Origin of the sequence: Rubrivirga sp., assembly GCF_965213695.1 — a bacterium.
Classification (GTDB): domain Bacteria; phylum Bacteroidota; class Rhodothermia; order Rhodothermales; family Rubricoccaceae; genus Rubrivirga.
The window spans coordinates 74425-93012 of record NZ_OZ243912.1; the positions used below are offsets into that span (position 1 = coordinate 74425).

Below are 18588 nucleotides of genomic sequence, written 5' to 3' on the forward strand. Positions count from 1 at the left end.
GCCCGCCGGACCGCTCGGGCCGGCCCGGCTATCTTCGCGGCGCCCCACCGACGCCCGCATGGACCCCGCCGCCCTCGTCACCGAGCCCACGTCTGTGGCCGCCCTGCTGGCGGCCGTGCTCGCCGCCGTGTTCGCGCTCGCGCGCGTGCCGGCCCTGTCGAAGCTGTTCGAGGTCATCCCGCCAGTGATCTGGGCCTACTTCGTGCCCATGCTGCTGACGACGTTCGGCGTCACGCCGGCCACGAACCCGGCCTACGACTGGTTCAGCTACGTGCTGCTCCCGTTCGCGCTGTTCCTGCTCATGATCACGATCGACGTCCGCGCGATCCTGAGCCTGGGCCGGCTGGCGCTGCTGATGATGCTGGTCGGGACACTCGGCATCGTGATCGGCGGGCCGGTCGCGTACCTCGCCGTCGGCCAGTTTATCGGCGACCCCGAGACGTGGCAGGGGATGGCGGCGCTGGCGGGGAGCTGGATCGGGGGGACGGCCAACATGCTGGCGCTGAAGGAGTCGGTCGGGCTGAGCGACGCCGGGCTGGCGCCGATCATCGTCGTGGACACGGTCGTGGGCTACGGGTGGATGGCGGTCTTGCTGTTCCTCTCGGGCTACCAGGCCCGGTTCGACGCCTGGGTCGGCGCCGACTCGGCGGCCATCGACCGCGTCAACGCGACGCTCCAGCAGATCGACCAGACGCGGCGGCCCTCGACCACGGCGACCGTCGCCATCATCGTCGGGCTCGGGTTCGGGGCGGCCGTCCTGTCGCGCGTGCTCGGCGGCGCCCTGCCCACGCTCGGCGACCCGACGATCATCTCGGGCGGGACGTGGGCCGTCCTCATCGCCGTCACGGTCGGGCTCGCGCTGTCGTTCACGCCCATCCGCCGGCTCGAGCCCGACGGCGCCAGCCGGATCGGGTTCGCCGCGCTCTACCTCCTGCTCACGTCCATCGGCGCGACGGCCGACCTCGCCGCCGTGCTCGACGCGCCGGCCTACTTGCTGATGGGCGTCGTCTGGCTCGCGGTCCACATCGGGCTCCTGTTCCTGGCGGCCAAGCTGCTGAAGGCCCCGCTGTTCTTCGTGGCGACGGGCTCGATGGCGAACGTGGGCGGGGCGGCGTCGGCGCCGATCGTGGCCGGCGTGTACCTGCCCGCGATGGCCCCGGTCGGCCTGCTGATGGCGGTCTCGGGCTACGTGCTCGGCATCTACGCCGCGCTCGGCTGCGCCTGGATGCTGGGCCAGCTCGCGATGTAGGGTTCAGAGTTCGAAGTTCAGAGTTGGCTTTCCGAACTCCGAACCGCCCCCTACGCGAGCTCGCGCATCATCGCGAGGGCGCGGCCGACGACGAAGAACTCGGCGTCGTCTGGCCGGGCCGACTCGTCGGCGTAGGTCCGGTCGGCGGCGCGGAAGTGGAGCCGCTCGTTGACGAACTCGAACCGGCGGATCACGACGTGGTCGAAAAACAGGACGGCCGCCAACGCCCCGTTCGGGACGTCGCGCCAGTCCATCTCCTCGACGACGACCAAGTCCCCCTTGCGGACGCCGGCCCCGTTCATCCCGTCGTCGCTGGCGACCACGCCCAGGCAGTCGTCGAGGTCGACGTCGTCGGGCACCAGCGACGGGTCGAGCAGGAGCGGCCGGCGCGAGCGCGGGAGCGGGTGGTCGGCCGTCTCCGAGGTCAGCGGCCGGGCCCGCCGGCCGACGCCCTCCTTCAGCTTGAGCATGAGCACGCCCGGCGGCTCGTCGTCGGCGTAGCCCACGTCGTCGACGATCTCGATGCCCCGGGCCTCGTGCTTCGTCCGGTTGATGTAGCCCTTGGTCTCGAGCACGACCAGCATCTTGTGGACGCCGTTCGTCGACTTGATGTCGAGGTGGGCCCCGATCTCCTTGATGGTCGGCGGCTTCCCGCTGCGGCGGACGTAGGTCCGCAGGAACTCGTAGACCTGGTTCTGACGCTCGGTGAGCCGGTCGCGCATGGGACGCTGGCGGGGCAGGTGGGGAGTCCCGAAGATAGGTGAAACCATTTTCACCCAGTGGATAAGAGGGGTGAAATGATTTTCACTTTCGGTCTCCGGCGGGGGTCGCCGTCGACACGGCCGTGGGTAAGAAGGGGACTTATCCACAAAAAGGGGCCTTTCTGAGCCTGTTTGAGGGGGTGGTGTACCTTGGGTGAGCAGTGGGGAAAAGTGGGGAATCAGCCCCGCAGCCTGGCGGCCCCTCCTGCGCACACCCCCTCCCGGCCGTGGCCGGTTTCAAAGGACAAGCGGAGAACTCCCTCGACAGCAAGGGCCGACTGCCCGTGCCGGCGAAGATGCGTCGGGCCCTGAGCCCGGACGCCAAGGAGACGTTCGTGGCCACGCGCGGCGAGGAGCAGTGCGTCGTCCTGTACCCGCTCGACTACTGGGAGGGCGAGATCGAGCCCCGGATGCGCGGGCTCAACATGTTCAACCAGGAGGACCGCGTGTTCGTCCGCCAGCTCAACCGCTGGGCCGACGAGGTGACGATGGACGCCCAGGGCCGGATCGCCGTGCCCAAGCCGCTCGTCGAGTTCGCCGGCCTCCAGCCGGGCGAGAAGGCCCTCGTCATCGGCGCCTTCGACCGGCTCGAGGTCTGGGACCCCGCCGGCTTCGAGGCCCACATCAACGACCAGCCCGACTACGAGTCGCTCGCGGAGCGAGTGATGGGCGGGATCTGACCCCCCGGAGATCCCACCCGCATCCATGACCGCCGTCCCCCCCATGACCCGCCCTCGCCGCCCACGCCGCGCCGACCGCTCCGACGACCCTCGCGTCGGGCTCGGCTCCGACGTGGGCGCCGGCGGCGCGCAGGGGGGCGGCGGGCTGGATGCCCCGGCCGACGGCGGCCGGCTCCGCTACGCCACGACGTACCACGCGCCGGTTCTTCCGGCCGAGACCGTCGCCGCGCTCGTCACCGACACGGCCGGCCTCTACGTCGATGGAACGTTGGGTGGCGGCGGGCACGCGGCGGCGCTGCTCGACGCGCTCGGGCCGGACGCGCTCGTCGTCGGGATCGACCAGGACCCCGAGGCGCTGGCGACCGCCCGCACTCGCCTGGCCGAGGCGGAGGCCGCCGGCCGCTTCGTCGCGCTCCGTGGCAACTTCGGCGACCTCGACAGCCTGCTCGCCCGGAACGACCTGGGACCGACGCACGGGCGCGCGGCGGCCGGCGTCTTGCTCGACCTGGGCGTGAGCAGCCACCAGCTCGACCAAGCCGCTCGCGGCTTCGCCTACGGACAAGATGGCCCGCTCGACATGCGGATGGGCGACCGCGGCGAGACGGCCGCGGCCTTGGTCGCCCGGCTTCGCACCGACGACCTGGCCGACGTCTTGTACCAGTACGGCGAGGAGCGCCGCTCGCGCGCCATCGCCCGCGCCATCAAGCGCGCCGCCCCGACGACGACCGCCGCTCTGGCCGCCGCCGTCCGCGAGTCGGTCCCGACGCGCGACGAGCTGAAGTCGTTGGCGCGCGTGTTCCAGGCGCTCCGCATCGCGGTCAACGGCGAGATGGACGTGCTGGAGCGGGCGCTCCCGGCGGCCCTCGACGTGCTGGCGGAGGGCGGCCGGCTGGCCGTCATCGCCTATCACAGCCTGGAGGACCGCCGCGCCAAGCAGTTCCTCCGCACCGGCCGGTTCTCGGCCCAGGTCGAGAAGGACGCCTTCGGCAACCCGATCACGCCGTGGCGGGCCGTCACCCGCAAGCCCATCGTGGCGACCGACGCCGAGGTCGCGCAGAACCCGCGCGCGCGGAGCGCCCGCCTCCGCGTGGCCGAAAAAATCACCGGCGACGCCTCGTCGCCCACCGAGCCCCCCGAGCGACGCCCGGGAGCGTGAGCGGCCCGCGCGGCCTCAGCCGGCCACGCCGCCCTCGCCCCCGGGCCTCGCCCTCCCTTTTCCATTTCCCCATGTCCTCGACCCCGACGACCACCAGCAAGCGCCCGCCCAAGCGGCGGGCCTCGGCCAAGGCGCGCGCCAGCGTGGCCCTGCCGGGCTGGGCCGACCTGCCGGCCTCGCCGCCGTCGAAGCTGGCGGGGACGGCGACGCGGGCCAAGGCCGGTGCCAAGAAGGCCGGCACCCAGGCGGCCAAGAAAGTCCGTCGGGCCCGGCCGCTCGACGCCGTCCCCAGCCTGCGCTTCGGGCTGACGACGCTCTTGGTGTGCGTCGTGATCACGCTGTTCTTGGGCCACGCCTACGCGACTCGGGCCACGCTCGACGCGCTCCAGGAGGCCCGCCGCGAGAACGAGCGGCTCCGCCTGACGCACCAACGCTTGCAGGGCGACGTCGACCGGATGACCGGGCCGAGCGCGGTCCTGGGCCGCGCCGCTGGGCTCGGTCTGGAGGAAGGCGTCGCGTACGGCCCCACGATCCGCCTGGGTGAAGAGTGAAGGGGAGCGGGTGAAGGGCTCGATGCCCGCCGCCCAACCTCGCCTTCCATGTAGCAGCCCTTCACCCCTCACTCTTTACCCCTCACTCGTCATCGCCGCTCGCGACTCCATTCTCACTCGGCTCTACGGCGTCTTCGTGGGGCTCCTGATCCTGCCGGTCCTGGTGGCCGCGCAGCTGGTCCGGATCCAGATCGACGAGGGCGACGAGCTGCGGGCGCAGGGCGCGCGCCAGTCCGAGAGCGTGGTCACGCTGGCCGCGCAACGGGGCGCGATCCTGGACCGGCGCGGCCGGGCGCTCGCCGTCAACACGGCGAGGTACGAGGTGGCGGCGGACCCGACGGTGAGCGGCTTCGACGCCCGCGCCGACGAGCTGTACGCCCTCCTCGGCGAGTTGACCGGACGCGGCGCCGAGCACTTTCGCGCCCGTGTCAACAGCCGTTCCAGCCGCCAGTACGTCGTCCTCGTGCGCGACCTGGATGAGGCCTCGAAGGAGGCGCTCGACGCGGCCGGCTTCCGCGGGCTCATCGTGACCGCGTCGTACCAGCGGCGCTATAACTACGACGTGCGCGCGGCCCACGTGCTGGGCCACGTCACGCGCGACCTCGACGGCGTGGCCGGGCTCGAGATGACGCTCGACGAGGTGCTCCGGGGCACGCCCGGCCGCCAGGCCGTCCAGCGCGACCGCCGCGGCGTCGTCCGCGCCGTCGTCGGGGGGACGCGCGTCGAGCCGCGCCACGGCGACAACGTGGTGCTGACCATCGACCTGGTCCGCCAAGCCATTCTGGAGGAGGAGCTGGCGCGAGGCGTCGAGGCGGCCGGCGCGAGCTGGGGCACGGCCGTCGCCCTCGACCCCCGGACGGGCGCCGTCCTGGCGCTCGCGAACGTCCCGACCTACGACCCGAACCGGGCCGGCGCGTTCTCCGACGCCGCCCGGCGCAACCACGCCGTCGTGGACCGGCTCGAGCCGGGCTCGACGTTCAAGCTGGTCACGGCCGTCGCCGCGCTCGAGAGCGGGGCCGTCGCGCCCGACGACGTGTTCGACACGGGCGCCGGCTGGCGCGTCTTCCACGGGCGGACGGTCCAGGACGCCCGGGCCTACGGCCGGATCACGTTCGCCCAAGCCATCGCCAAGTCGTCCAACATCGCGATGGCGGAGGCGGCCGAGCGGATCGGGCGCGGGCCGCTGTACCAGGCCGCCCGCGACCTCGGCTTCGGCCAGCCCACGTTCGTGGACCTGCCGGGCGAGGTGGCCGGGTCGCTCCGCAAGCCCGAGGACTGGAGCGGCGCCACCCTCACGTCGATGAGCAGGGGCTACGCCGTCGAGGTGACCCCGCTCCAGCTCGCCGTCGCCTACAGCGCCTTGGCGAACGGCGGCCTCTTGGTTCGGCCCTACGTCGTCGCCGAGCGGCGGGACCCGGCGACGGGGGAGGTGGTGTGGCAGGCGCGGCAGGACTCGGTTCGGCGGGCGTTCCGCGCCGAGACGGCGGCCCGGCTGATGCCCCACTTCGAGGCCGTCGTCGGCGAGGACGGGACGGCGCGGCTCGCCCAGGTCGCCGGACTGAGGGTGGCCGGCAAGACGGGGACGGCCCAGCGGGCCACCGGCGGCGGCTACTCGCGGACCTACCGGTCGTCGTTCGTCGGCATGTTCCCGGCCGAGGCGCCGGAGGTCGTCCTCGCCATCGTTCTGGACAACCCGACGAACGGCTACGCTGGCGGGACCGTCGCCGCGCCCGTCTTCGGGGCGACAGCGCGGCGCTGGATCGGGACGTTCCCCTCCATCGCCGAGCGCGTCGCGCCCTCGGGCACGATTGCCGAGCGGACGGGCGCGCGCGTGCCCCGGATCGACGGGCTGCCGGCCACGCTCGCCGCCCACCGCGTCCGCGCCGAGGGCCTGCGCGTCCGCTACGACGACGACCTCCCGTGGCGCCCCGTCGTCGCCCGGGACCACCCCGACTCGCTCGACTTGTCCGACGCGCTCCGCTTGGACGAAGCGGAGGACGCGCCGGCTGCGATGCCCAACGTGAGGGGCCGGAGCGTCCGCCAGGCCGTCGCGTGGCTCCGGTCGCTCGGCGTCGAGGCGCGCGTCGAGGGCCACGGCGTCGTCCGCCGCCAGTCCGTCGCGGCCGGCGGGCCGCTGACGGAGTCGGTCACGCTCACCGCCCGGACCCGATGAGCGCGCTTCACCCCCAGACTCCCGCGATCCACGTCGCCCCGGTCCCGCTCGCCGAGGTGACGGACGCGCTCCGCACTCGCGGACTCGCTGGCGAGCCCGTCGGCCCGACGGACGGGCTGATCTCGGACGTCACCATCGACAGCCGCCGCGCGGCGCCCGGCGTCCTGTTCGCGGCGGTCCGCCCCGACACGCACTCCGGCCGCGACGGCCACGACTTCGTCGACGACGCGCTCGCGCGCGGCGCCTCGGCCGCTCTCGTTTCGGAGAGCTGGCTCCAGGCGCGTTCGTCGGCACCGGCGCCCTTGGGGAAGGGTGAGCGCCTCCCCGGCGCGGCTTTCGTTCCGGCAACGGACACGAGGGCCGCGCTGGCGGAGGTTGCGGGGCACGTCTTCGGGCGGCCCGGCGACGCGCTCGCCCTCCTCGGTGTGACCGGGACGAACGGCAAGACCACAACGGTCTTTCTGCTTCACCACCTGCTGACCACGCTCGGCGAGACCGCCGGGCTCGTCGGTACGGTCGAGAACCGGATCGGGACCGAGCGCTACGCGACGGCCTTCACGACGCCCGAGGCGCCGGCGCTCCACCGCTTCCTGCGCGCGTGCGTCGAGGGCGGCTGCACGACGGCCGCGATGGAGGTGTCGAGCCACGGGCTCGCCCTGAGCCGCGTGGCCGGGCTGCCGTTCGAGGTCGCCGTCTTCACGAACCTGAGCCAGGACCACCTCGACTACCACGCCTCGTTCGAGGAGTATCGGGACACCAAGAAGCGCCTGTTCGACGGGCTCGGCCCGGGCGCCGTCGCCGTCGTCAACGCCGACGACCCGGCCTCGGCCGAGATGACCGCCGACACGGCCGCGCGCGTCGTCACCTACGGGACCTCCGCCGACGCCGACGTCCGCGTCGAGGTGCTCGACAACTCGCTCGACGGGCTCCGCTTGCGCCTCGACGGCGACGAGCGGCGCTACCGGATGCTCGGCCGGTTCAACGCGCTCAACTTGGCTGCCAGCACCGCCGTCGGCCGGGCCCTCGGGTTCGACCGCTCGGCCGTGCTTGACGCGCTCGCGGAGGCGCCCGGCGTGCCGGGCCGGTTCGAGACGGTGCGGGGCGGCGGCGTGCTCGGCGTCGTCGACTACGCCCACACGCCAGACGCGCTCGACAACGTGCTGGCGACGGCGGCCGAGATCGTGCCCGAGGGCAACGACCTGTGGGTCGTGTTCGGCGCCGGCGGCGACCGCGACCGCGGCAAGCGCCCCGAGATGGGTGCCGTCGCCAGCCGTCACACGGCGCGCGTCGTGGTCACGAGCGACAACCCGCGCTCGGAAGACCCGCAGACCATCGTCGCCGACATCGTTCGGGGAGCAACCCGGCCCGTCGTCGAGATCATCGACCGGGCCGAGGCGATCCGCTACGCGGCCGACCGCGCCGCTCCGGGCGACGTGATCGTGGTCGCCGGCAAGGGCCACGAGACCTATCAAATCGTCGGCGACGAGCGCCGCGACTTCGACGACCGCGCCGTCTTGCGCGACGCCCTGGCCGCTCGCGAGGTCCAGGCATGACGACGCCCATTCGTCTCGATAGCCGCCGGGGGCGCAGTGCTGTTCTCTCACCCCAGAGGGTCATTCCCGCGCACGCGGGAATCCATAGAGGGTGGCTCGCCGGGCCTACCGTCGCAGTCGAGCGGCACCGTATGGATCCCCGCGTTCGCGGGGATGACGTAAGCAAGGGGAGTGCGGAGACGAACCCAGTGCCTCGCGCGCGCGCTGTGACCCAGCGCCGCCCTGCCCACTCGACCGAGGGGTCCTGCTGATGCTGTACCTCCTCTTCGAGTGGATCGAGCAGACCTACCAGCCGCCGGGCTTCCAGGTCTTCCAGTTCTCGACGGTCCGCGCCGGGCTGGCGGCGGCGACGGCGCTCTTGGTGGCCCTGTTCGCCGGCAAGAAGATCATCCGGTACCTCCGCACCAAGCAGATCGGCGAGACCGTGCGCGAGGGCGAGGACGCCGGCGCGGTCAGCCACGCCCACAAGGCCGGGACGCCGACGATGGGCGGCGTCATCCTGCTCCTGGCGCTGGCGTCGGGCGTCCTGCTCTGGGCTGACCTGACGAACGCCTACGTCTGGATCGCGCTCGGGGCCACGCTGTGGATGGGCGCCTTCGGGTTCGCCGACGACTACATCAAGACGATCGGGAAGAACAAGGAGGGGATCGCGCCCAAGGTGAAGCTGGCCGGCCAGCTCTCGCTGGGCGTCCTGGTGGCCCTGCTCATCGTGTTCGTGCTGCCGGCCGACGGCTACTCCGACACGTTCACGTCGCTCCCGTTCGTCCCCGACGGCGGGATCGACTACGACTTCCTGTCGCCGCTCGTCGGCGTCGAGGTCGGGTGGCTCGTCTACATCCCCGTCATCACGTTCATCCTGACCGGCGTCTCGAACGCGGTCAACCTGACCGACGGGCTCGACGGGCTGACGGCGGGCACGGCGGCGTTCGCGACGCTCGCCATCGTGGCCATGGCTTACATCACGGGCAACGCGAACCTGGCCGCGTTCGTCAACGACGTGTTTTTGCCGGGCACGAGCGAGCTGGTCATCTTCGGGGCGGCGCTGTCGGCGGCGTGCTTCGGGTTCCTGTGGTACAACGGGCACCCGGCCCAGGTCTTCATGGGCGACACGGGCTCGCTCGCGCTCGGGGCGGCGATTGGGACGCTGGCGATCCTGATCAAGAAGGAGCTGTACCTCCCGATTGTGGGCGCCATCTTCTTCGCCGAGACGCTCTCGGTGATCGTCCAGACGGGCTACTTCAAGTGGACAAAGCGGAAGTACGGCGAGGGGCGCCGGGTCTTCCGAATGGCCCCGCTGCACCACCACTACGAGGCGCTGGGCGTCCACGAGTCGAAGATCGTGATCCGGTTCTGGATCGTCACGGCGCTGCTGTCGATCACGGCGCTCTTCCTGTTCCGGATCCGATGACGACGCCCGGCCTCCAACTCCCGCCGGTCCGGCCCGAGACGTCCGTCTCGGCGGACGCGCTGCGCGACGCCGTGCCCGGCTCGCATGTGACCGTCGTGGGCGGCGCCCGGAGCGGGCTCTCGGCCGCCCGCTTGCTCGCCCGCCACGGCGCCGACGTGTTCCTAACCGACCACGGCGCGGCCGAGCCCGGCGTCGCCGAGGCGCTGGCGAAGGACGGGATCGCGAGCGAGTTCGGCGGCCACACGGCGCGCGCGCTCGACGCCGACTGGTTGGTCCTGAGCCCGGGCGTCCCGTCGACGAGCAACCTGATTCAGTCGGCGCTGCGACAAAAGCGGCCGGTGTACGCCGAGATCGAGGTGGCGAGCTGGTTTTGCCCCGCCCCCATCGTGGCCGTGACTGGCTCGAACGGGAAGACGACGACCACGTCGCTCATCGGCCACGTCTGCGCGGTCGACGGCCGCCGGCACGTCGTCGCCGGCAACATCGGCTACGCCTTCTCGGACTACGTCGACGACCTCGACGCCGAGACGGTCGTGGTGCTGGAGGTGTCGTCGTTCCAGCTCGACCACGTGGCCACGTTCCGACCCTCGGTCGCCGTCCTGCTCAACATCACGCCGGACCACCTCGACCGCTACGACCACGACCTGGCGCGGTATGCCGCGGCCAAGTTCCGCCTGTTCGACAACCTCCAGCCGGGCGACTGGCTGGTCTACAACCACGACGACGCCCTCGTCCGCGAGCACGTCCTTGCATGGTCCGCCGAGCGCGGGCTCGTCCCCGTCGCCTTCTCGGCCGACGGCGAGCCCTCGCCCGGCGCGTTCGTGCGCGACGGCGACATCGTCCTGGACCTCCCCGCCATCGGCACTCCGCCCGGCGGGCTCTCCCCCACGTTCCGTCCAGAGACCCTCATGCCCACCTCCGACCTGGCGCTCCCTGGGCGCCACAACCTGTACAACTCGCTCGCCTCGGCGATCGTGGCGCGCGCCGTCGAGATCCGGAGCGACGTCGTGCGCGAGAGCCTGACGTCGTTCGAGGGCGTGCCGCACCGGCTCGAGACCGTCCGCACGGTCCAGGGCGTGGCCTACGTCAACGACTCGAAGGCGACGAACGTGAATGCCGTCTGGTACGCGCTCGAGAGCTTCTCGGCGACGGATGGCGGGGTCGTCCTGATCGCGGGCGGGCGCGACAAGGGCAACGACTACGGCCCGCTCGTCGGGCTGGTCGAGGACAAGGTCACGGGGATCGTGGCCATCGGCGAGGGGGCCGAGGCCGTCGAGCGCGAGCTCGGCCCGCACACGCCCCGCGTCGCCCGCGCCGACTCGATGGAGGAGGCCATCCAGTACGCCCGGCTCATGGCCGAGCCCGGCGACACGGTGCTCCTGAGCCCGGCCTGCGCCTCGTTCGACATGTTCGAGAACTACGAGGACCGCGGCGACACCTTCAAGCGACTCGTCCACGCTCTCTGATTCGTGATACGTGACTCTTCGCGAGCCCCTTCACGCATCACGAATCACGTATCCACTCCGACCGCCCCAACACCGACGCCGACCGACCAACCCGATGTCCACCGCCACCGCCAGCCTCCCGCGCCGCCCGGCCGACCGGGCCGTGATCTGGGCCGTCCTCGCGCTGAGCGCGGCGGGCGTGCTCGCGGTGTACTCGGCGGTGTCGTTCCTGGCCGAGACCAAGTCGGGCGGCGACACCGAGGCGTTCCTGTTCCGGCACGTGGTCCGGGTGGGGCTGGCGCTCGGCGTGGCCGGGGCGCTCTCGCTGGTGAACTACCGGTGGCTGGCGCGGCTGTCGAAGCTGGCACTTATCGGCGCGCTCGCGCTCTTGGTCGCCGTCCAGATCTTGGGCGTGGTGACGAACGGGGCCCAGCGGTGGCTCGAGCTGGGCCCGATCTCGTTCCAGCCGTCGGACCTGGCCAAGGTGGCGCTGATCCTGCACGTGGCCGTGCTGCTGGCGCGGAAGCAGGACTACATCGGCGACCTCCAGCGCGGGTTCGTCCCGCTCCTGGTCTGGATCGCGCCGACGGTCCTGCTCATCGGGATGGAGGACCTGAGCACGGCCGCCGTGCTCGCGGCGACGATGGGCGCCATGCTGTTCGTCGGGCGCGTGCGGCTGGTCCACATGGCCGTGGTCGCGCTGGTCGGCGCCGTGCTGGCCGTCGGGTTCCTGGCGTCGAGCCCGCAGCGGGCCGCGCGGCTCGAAGCGTGGACGGGCTTGGAGTTGTTCGCCTCGAACGACGCCATCGCCATCGACAGCCAGGACGAGAACTACCAGGCCGACCAGGCCCGCATCGCCATCGCCATGGGCGGGCTGACGGGCGTCGGGCCGGGCAAGAGCGTCCAGCGCGACTTCCTCCCGGCGCCCTACAACGACTTCATCCTGGCCATCATCGCCGAGGAGTACGGGCTGATCGGCGCGCTCGTGGTGCTGTTCGTGTTCGTGTGGATCCTCGGGCGCGGATTCCTGCGGGTCGCGCGCGGCGCGCCGGACCCGCTCGGCCTGTTCCTGGCGACGGGCCTGACGACGGCCGTGGTGCTGGGCGGGTTCGTCAACGCGATGGTCACGTGCGGGCTGCTGCCCGTGACCGGCCTGCCGATGCCGTTCGTGAGCTACGGCGGCACGTCGATGCTGGCGACCGGCGCCATGGTCGGCATCCTGCTCAACGTCTCGCGCCACGCCTCACCGTCCTCCTGATCCCCCGTGGGGACACCACGCATGGTGTCCCTACCGACAATCTCCCGCCGTACTCGTGACCTCCCCCACCCCCGTTTCCGCCTCGCGAGCCGGCCTCCCCTCGGGGACGCCGCGCGTGCTGTTCGCGTGCGGCGGGACGGGCGGCCACGTCTACCCCGCCATCGCCATTGCCGACGCCGTGCGCCAGCTGCGGCCCCAAGCGGCCATCGCGTTCGCCGGCACGCGCGACCGGATGGAATGGGAGGCCGTGCCCAAGGCGGGCTACCCGATCCGCGCCGTCACCGTGAGCGGGTTCCAGCGCGGGCTCTCGGCGAGCGCGCTGGCGCGGAACGCGGCGTTCCCGTTCAAGCTGGCGAAGGGCCTGTGGGACAGCTGGCGCTTGGTCGGCGCGTTCGACCCCGACGTCGTGGTCGGAACGGGCGGCTACGCGAGCGGGCCCGTCGGGCTGGCGGCGTCGCTGCGCGGGCGCCGGTTGGTGTTGCAGGAGCAGAACGCCTACGCCGGGGCCACCAACAAGCTTCTCGCGTCCCGCGCCGACAAGGTGTTCCTGGCGTTCGAGGCGGCCGTCCCTTACTTCGACGGCGCGCCGACCGAGGTCTCCGGCAACCCGGTCCGCCAGGACCTGGTGGACGTCGATCAGGACGAGGCGCGGGCCCACTGGGAGATCCCCGAGGCGGCCGACGTGCTGCTGGCGATGGGCGGCTCGCTCGGCGCGGGGCCGATCAACGGGGCACTCAAGCTGAACCTCGACGCGCTCCTGGCCGACGAGCGGGCGTTCGTGATCTGGGCCGCCGGCAAGCGCTACTACGACACGCTCCGCGCGGCCGTCCCCGAGCATCCGCGCCTGCGGCTGGTCCCCTACCTCGACCGGATGGACCTGGCCTACGCCGCCGCCGACCTGGCGCTGTGCCGCTCGGGCGCCATCACGTGCTCCGAGTTGGCCGTCACCGGCACGCCGTCCGTCTTGGTTCCCAGCCCCAACGTCACCGCCGACCACCAGACCAAAAACGCCCAGGCCCTCGTCGACGCCGGCGCCGCGCGGCTCTTGCCCGAGCCCGATCTCGACCTCCAGTTCCAGGCCGTCGTCCCGACGCTGCTGCACGACGGCGACGCCCGCGCGGCCATGTCCGCCGCCGCCCTGCGGATCGCGCGGCCCGAGGCGGCCACCACCATCGCCCAGGCCGTCGTGGCTCTGGCAGACACCGTGGCCCGATGAGCGAGATCCGCAAACTCGGCGAGATGGGCACGGTCCGGCGGATCCACATGGTGGGGATCGGCGGGATCGGGATGTCGTCGATTGCCGAGGTGCTCATCAACCGCGGGTTCGAGGTCTCGGGCTCGGACCTCAAGAAGAGCGACGTCACGGCGCACCTCGAAGCGCTCGGCGCCGTGATCCACGAGGGCCACGCGGCCGAGCACGTCCAGGACGCTGACGTCGTCGTGTACTCGTCGGCCGTCCGCGAGCCGGAGGCCAACCCGGAGACGGCCGAGGCGTTGCGCCGACTCATCCCCATCATCAAGCGGTCCGAGATGCTGGGCGAGCTGATGCGGGCCAAGCGCGGCATCGGCATCGCCGGGACGCACGGGAAGACAACGACGACGACGATGGTCGGCTTGGTGGCCCAGCACGCCGGGCTCGACCCGACGATCATCGTCGGTGGGAAGGTGGCCGTGTTCGGGTCGAACGCGGTCGCCGGCGGCGGCGAGATCATCGTGGTCGAGGCCGACGAGTACGACCGGACGTTCCTGCGGCTGGCGCCGATCGTGGCCGTGGTCACCAACATCGAGGCCGACCACCTCGACATCTACGCCGACCTCGACGACATCAAGGACGCCTTCGTCCAGTTCGCCAACTCGGTCCCGTTCTTCGGCGCCGCCATCCTGTGCTTGGACGACGAGAACGTCCGGTCCGTCCTCGGCCGAGTCCACCGGCCCGTGCGGACGTACGGGACCAGCCGCCAGGCGTCGCTCCGCGCCGAGTCCGTCGAGCAGGTCGGCGCCGTGACGCAGTTCGACGTGTTCGAGGGGACCGAGCGGCTGGGCGGCGTGACGTTGCACGCACCGGGCTTGCACAACGTCCGCAACGCGCTGGCGGCGGTCGCCGTCGGGCTCGAGCTCGGCGTGCCGTTCGGCGAGATCGCCGACGGGCTGGCCCAGTACGCCGGCGTCGACCGCCGCTTCCAGGTCAAGGGCGAGGCGACGCTCGACGTCGGCGGCCAGACGGGCACCGTCTTGCTCGTCGACGACTACGCCCACCACCCGACCGAGATCGAGGCCACGCTCGCCGCGGCCGCGCGGGGCTGGGGCGACCGCCGCGTCGTCGCCGTCTTCCAGCCCCACCTCTACAGCCGCACGCGCGACCTGGCCGAGGAGTTCGCGAACGCCTTCTACGACGCCGACGTCCTCGTCGTGACCGACGTGTACCCGGCGCGCGAGGAGCCCATCCCCGGCGTGACCGGCCAGCTCGTCGCCGACCTGGCGCGGCAGTACGGCCACCGCGACGTCCACTACGTCGCCGAGAAGGGCGCGCTGCCGGTCCACCTCCAGGCGCTCGTCCGCCCCGGCGACCTGGTCGTGACGATGGGCGCCGGCGACGTGTGGCGCTTTGGCGAGTCGTTCCTCGAAGCGCTCCGGTCGAGCACAGCCGACGAGGTCTCCTGATGGCGACACGGACCCCAGACCAGAAAAGGGCGCGTCGGCGCCGGCTCGTCCGCGTCGCGGGCGGCGTCGTGCTCGCGGTCATGCTCGCCGCCGCCTGGGTGTGGCAGCGGACGCTCCCGCTCGAACGCATCGACGTCGTCGGCGCCGAGTACGCGCCGGCCGACGAGGTGATCGCGCTGACGCGCGCCGTGCCCGACTCGGTCGCGCTGTTCTCGCTCGCGCCCGCGCTCATCGCCGACCGCGCCCAGCGCCACCCGTGGGTGGCCACGGCATCGGCCCGCCGCCTGCCGACCGGGACGCTGCGGATCGCCGTCGAGGAGCGCGTCCCCGTTGTGCTCGTCCTCGACGATGCCGGCCGCGCGAGCCACTTCCTCGACGCCGACGGCTTCGCGATGCCGGCCGACGCGGCGTCGCCCGCGTTGTTCGACGTGCCCGTCCTGACCGGCGCGCCCGACTACCACCCGGCTCAGCCCGTCGCCGATGCCGGCTTGCGGTCGTTCCTGGCGGCCTTGGCCCAGGCCGATGAGGCCACGCACGCGCTCGTCTCGGACGTCGAGTGGGGCCGCCGTGCGACGCTGTGGACCACGCCCGTGGCCGGCCACGGGAGCGTCCCGGTCCGCCTGGCGACCGACGCGGGCCACGACGACCAGCTCCGCCGGCTCCGCGCCTTCTGGGACCAAGCCGTGTTGCCTCAACCCGACGTCCGCTTTGACGTCGTCGACCTCCGCTTCGACGGCCAGGTCGTGACGCGCGAAGCGGGGCCCGGCGCTCCGACCGACTCGACCGCGGCCGAGGCCGCGACGCCCCCCGCGTAATCCTTCCCCAAACCCCCAAGACCCATGCCCCACCCGGACCGCACTCCCCCCACCGGCGACCGCGTCGTCGTCGGCGTCGACATCGGGACCACCAAGATCTGCGCCGTCGTGGCGTCGTCCGACGACCTCGGGCGGATCCACGTCCGCGGCGTCGGCCTCGCCGAGTCGGAGGGCCTGAACCGCGGCGTCGTCGTCAACATCGACAAGACGGTCGAGGCCGTGAAGAAGGCGATCGCCGAGGCCGAGCACGCCTCGGGCGTCGTCACGCAGTCGGTCGTCGTCGGGATCGCCGGCGACCACATCCAGAGCTTCCAGAGCAGGGGCGTGATCACGGTGACCGGCGGCGAGATCAACCGCGACGACGTGCTCCGGCTGCTCGAAGACACGAAGCACGTCGCGATGCCGGCCGACCGCGAGATCCTCCACGTGTTGCCGCAGGAGTTTATCGTCGACGGCCAGGACGGCGTGGCCGACCCCATCGGGATGAGCGGCGTCCGCCTCGAAGCGAATGTCCACATCATCACCGGGCTCGTGTCGGCGGCGAAGAACGTGTACCGCTGCATCGAGAAGGCCGGGTTCGAGGTCGACGACATCGTGCTCGAGCCGCTCGCGAGCTCCCACGCCGTGCTCCACGACGACGAGAAGGAGGTCGGCGTCGTCCTCGTCGACATCGGCGGGGGCACGACCGACATCGCCATCTTCGAGGACAAGACGATCCGCCACACGGCCGTCGTCGCCGTCGCCGGCAACAAGGTGACCGACGACCTGCGCAAGGGGCTCGGCATCTTGCACGACCAGGCCGAGCGGCTCAAGCACGAGTACGGCGTGGCGCTCGTCGACATGGTGACGGAGGACCGGGAGATCCAGATCCCCGGCATCGGCGGGCGCCCGGACAAGTCCATCGGGCAGTCGACGCTGGCTCAGATTATCCAGCCGCGGCTGGAGGAGATCCTGGAGTTCGTGGCCATCGAGATCAAGCGGTCCGGCTACGGCCGGCACTTGTCGGCCGGCGTGGTCCTGACCGGCGGCGGGGCGCTGATCCCGGGCACGGCCGAGCTGGCCGCCGAGATCCTGGGGCTCGAAGCCCGCGTCGGTCGCCCACTCGGGCTGGCCGGCGGGCTGGTCGAGGAGGTCGACGACCCGAAGTACGCGACCGGCGTCGGCCTCGTGCTCCACGGCTTGCGGACGGGCGCCGGGCGCGGCACGTCGCTCCTGATGCCGGCGACCGACGACGACACGCCCGAGCCGGTCGGCGAGCCCGTCGGCGCGGTCGGCGACGGGTACGACTCGGACCCCGACGGGCTCGTCAACAAGATCGCCAGCCGGATGCGGAGCTGGTTCGACGAGCTCTGACCCTTCCACACCCTTTATCCACACCGCGGTGGCAGGACTGCGGAGCCGGTACCTTGCCGGTTGTCCTGCCACCACTCCCAACCCTGGCAAGACACACCCCCTCCGGAGGGACATATATGGACGACTTCAGCACCCGATTCACGTTCGACGACGACGCCCAAGACACGGCCCTGATCAGGGTAGTGGGCGTCGGCGGCGGAGGTGGCAACGCCGTCAACAACATGCTCACGAAGGGCATCCACGGCGTCGAGTTTATCGCGATCAACACGGACGCGCAGGCCCTCACCGCCAACCAGGCGCCCTCGAAGATCCAGGTCGGCCGCGAGCTGACGAAGGGGCTCGGGGCCGGCGCCCGGCCGAGCGTCGGCGCGGACGCGGCCCAGGAGAGCCACCGCGAGATCGAGGCGGCGCTCGACGGCTGCGACATGGTGTTCGTGGCCGCCGGCATGGGCGGCGGGACCGGGACCGGCGCCGCGCCCGTCGTGGCCGCGCTCGCCAAGAAGATGGGGATCCTGACGGTCGCCGTCGTGACCAAGCCGTTCACGGCCGAGGGACGCAAGCGGTCGGGGATGGCCGACCAGGGGATCGCCCAACTCCGCGAGGTCGTCGACACCTTGATCGTGATCCCGAACGAGCGCCTGCTCGACGTGGCCGACGACGACACGACGCTCGTCGAGGCCTTCGAGATGGCCGACGACGTGCTCTACAACGCGACGCGCGGCATCTCGGAGCTTATCACGGTTCACGGCCTCATCAACCTCGACTTCGCCGACATCCGGACGACGATGCTCGACGGCGGGACGGCGCTCATGTCGTCGGCGATTGCCTCGGGCGAGCGGCGGGCCGAGCGGGCCGCCAAGGAGGCGATCTCGTCGCCGCTGCTCGATGGGATCTCGATCGCGGGCGCGCGCAACGTGCTCGTCAACATCACGGCCGGGATCGACCTGGGCGTGCGGGAGGCGACCCAGGCGACGGGCGTCATCCAGCACGAGGCCGGCGACGAGGCCGAGGTCATCTTCGGGACCGTCATCGACGAGACGCTGGGCGACTCGCTCCGGGTGACCGTCATCGCGACCGGCTTCGACCAGACGGCGCGCGAGGCCGAGGACGAGGCGCCCGCCCGCCGCCCGCGCGTCACGCTCGGCACGGCCGACGGCGCCCCGCCCTACAAGGGCGAGGACAACCTCCGGACGCTCGACGTGCCGGCCTACGAGCGCCGGACCCCGGCCTCGCCGCATCCCGACCGCTCGCGCGTCGACGAGGAGACGTCGAGCCGCGACGGCGACGACCGGCGCCCGTCGAACGTCCGCCCCCTCCCCACCACCGACGTCCCCCGCCGCGAGCGGATCAACAAGGAGGACACCGACGTGCCGGCGTTCTTGCGCCGCATGATGGACTAGGCCGAACGGAGAACGATGAACGCTGAAGTGGAAACGCGGGCGGGGCGGTGACGCACTCGTGACACCCTCCCGCCTGTAGCCTCCGGGCACAGGATCGAGCGGGGCGTCCGAGGACGAACCTTTCA

At 72.0% G+C, this 18588-nt stretch carries 15 protein-coding genes; 14 read left to right on the forward strand and 1 reads right to left on the reverse strand.

What is annotated here, in order from left to right:
- Positions 1 to 58 precede the first annotated feature (58 nt).
- Positions 59 to 1249: a DUF819 domain-containing protein gene (locus tag ACOOHE_RS00365; protein WP_420455817.1), complete on the forward strand. Its 1191-nt coding sequence runs from the start codon at positions 59 to 61 to the stop codon at positions 1247 to 1249.
- A 50-nt stretch (positions 1250 to 1299) separates the two neighbouring features.
- Here ACOOHE_RS00365 and ACOOHE_RS00370 read toward each other — a convergent pair whose 3' ends face one another.
- Positions 1300 to 1971, reverse strand: coding sequence for a LexA family protein (locus ACOOHE_RS00370; protein ID WP_420455818.1), 672 nt, complete (start codon positions 1969 to 1971; stop codon positions 1300 to 1302).
- Between the two features lie 335 nt (positions 1972 to 2306).
- Here ACOOHE_RS00370 and ACOOHE_RS00375 point away from each other — a divergent pair, with 335 nt between their 5' ends.
- The 13 genes from ACOOHE_RS00375 (at position 2307) to ftsZ (ending at position 18463) form a co-directional block, all read left to right on the forward strand.
- Positions 2307 to 2690: a division/cell wall cluster transcriptional repressor MraZ gene (locus tag ACOOHE_RS00375; RefSeq protein ID WP_420455819.1), complete on the forward strand. Its 384-nt coding sequence runs from the start codon at positions 2307 to 2309 to the stop codon at positions 2688 to 2690.
- A gap of 43 nt (positions 2691 to 2733) precedes the next feature.
- Positions 2734 to 3846, forward strand: coding sequence for a 16S rRNA (cytosine(1402)-N(4))-methyltransferase RsmH (rsmH, locus tag ACOOHE_RS00380; RefSeq protein ID WP_420455820.1), 1113 nt, complete (start codon positions 2734 to 2736; stop codon positions 3844 to 3846).
- A 71-nt stretch (positions 3847 to 3917) separates the two neighbouring features.
- The gene (locus tag ACOOHE_RS00385; protein ID WP_420455821.1) at positions 3918 to 4397 is read left to right on the forward strand and encodes a hypothetical protein; all 480 of its coding nucleotides are present in this window, start codon (positions 3918 to 3920) and stop codon (positions 4395 to 4397) included.
- 136 nt (positions 4398 to 4533) lie between these two features.
- Positions 4534 to 6570: a penicillin-binding protein gene (locus ACOOHE_RS00390; RefSeq protein ID WP_420455822.1), complete on the forward strand. Its 2037-nt coding sequence runs from the start codon at positions 4534 to 4536 to the stop codon at positions 6568 to 6570.
- A complete protein-coding gene (locus ACOOHE_RS00395) occupies positions 6567 to 8123 on the forward strand; it encodes a UDP-N-acetylmuramoyl-L-alanyl-D-glutamate--2,6-diaminopimelate ligase (protein ID WP_420455823.1) in 1557 nt (518 codons plus the stop codon). The genes ACOOHE_RS00390 and ACOOHE_RS00395 overlap by 4 nt, the downstream gene beginning before the upstream one ends.
- Positions 8124 to 8373: 250 nt before the next feature.
- Complete coding sequence (gene mraY, locus ACOOHE_RS00400; RefSeq protein ID WP_420455824.1) at positions 8374 to 9531, forward strand: phospho-N-acetylmuramoyl-pentapeptide-transferase; 1158 nt, start codon at positions 8374 to 8376, stop codon at positions 9529 to 9531.
- Complete coding sequence (gene murD, locus ACOOHE_RS00405) at positions 9528 to 10997, forward strand: UDP-N-acetylmuramoyl-L-alanine--D-glutamate ligase (RefSeq protein WP_420455825.1); 1470 nt, start codon at positions 9528 to 9530, stop codon at positions 10995 to 10997. The genes mraY and murD overlap by 4 nt, the downstream gene beginning before the upstream one ends.
- A 94-nt stretch (positions 10998 to 11091) precedes the next feature.
- Positions 11092 to 12234 (forward strand): FtsW/RodA/SpoVE family cell cycle protein, encoded by a 1143-nt coding sequence (locus tag ACOOHE_RS00410; protein ID WP_420455826.1) that lies wholly within the window; start codon positions 11092 to 11094, stop codon positions 12232 to 12234.
- A 55-nt stretch (positions 12235 to 12289) separates the two neighbouring features.
- Positions 12290 to 13450 (forward strand): undecaprenyldiphospho-muramoylpentapeptide beta-N-acetylglucosaminyltransferase, encoded by a 1161-nt coding sequence (murG, locus tag ACOOHE_RS00415; protein WP_420455827.1) that lies wholly within the window; start codon positions 12290 to 12292, stop codon positions 13448 to 13450.
- Positions 13447 to 14895, forward strand: coding sequence for a UDP-N-acetylmuramate--L-alanine ligase (gene murC, locus ACOOHE_RS00420; RefSeq protein ID WP_420455828.1), 1449 nt, complete (start codon positions 13447 to 13449; stop codon positions 14893 to 14895). Before murG ends, murC begins: the two co-directional genes overlap by 4 nt.
- Positions 14895 to 15710, forward strand: coding sequence for a cell division protein FtsQ/DivIB (locus ACOOHE_RS00425; RefSeq protein ID WP_420455829.1), 816 nt, complete (start codon positions 14895 to 14897; stop codon positions 15708 to 15710). Before murC ends, ACOOHE_RS00425 begins: the two co-directional genes overlap by 1 nt.
- A gap of 24 nt (positions 15711 to 15734) precedes the next feature.
- On the forward strand, positions 15735 to 17063 hold the full coding sequence (gene ftsA, locus ACOOHE_RS00430) for a cell division protein FtsA (RefSeq protein WP_420455830.1): 1329 nt from the start codon (positions 15735 to 15737) through the stop codon (positions 17061 to 17063).
- A 116-nt stretch (positions 17064 to 17179) separates the two neighbouring features.
- Positions 17180 to 18463, forward strand: coding sequence for a cell division protein FtsZ (gene ftsZ / locus ACOOHE_RS00435; protein WP_420455831.1), 1284 nt, complete (start codon positions 17180 to 17182; stop codon positions 18461 to 18463).
- Positions 18464 to 18588 lie beyond the last annotated feature (125 nt).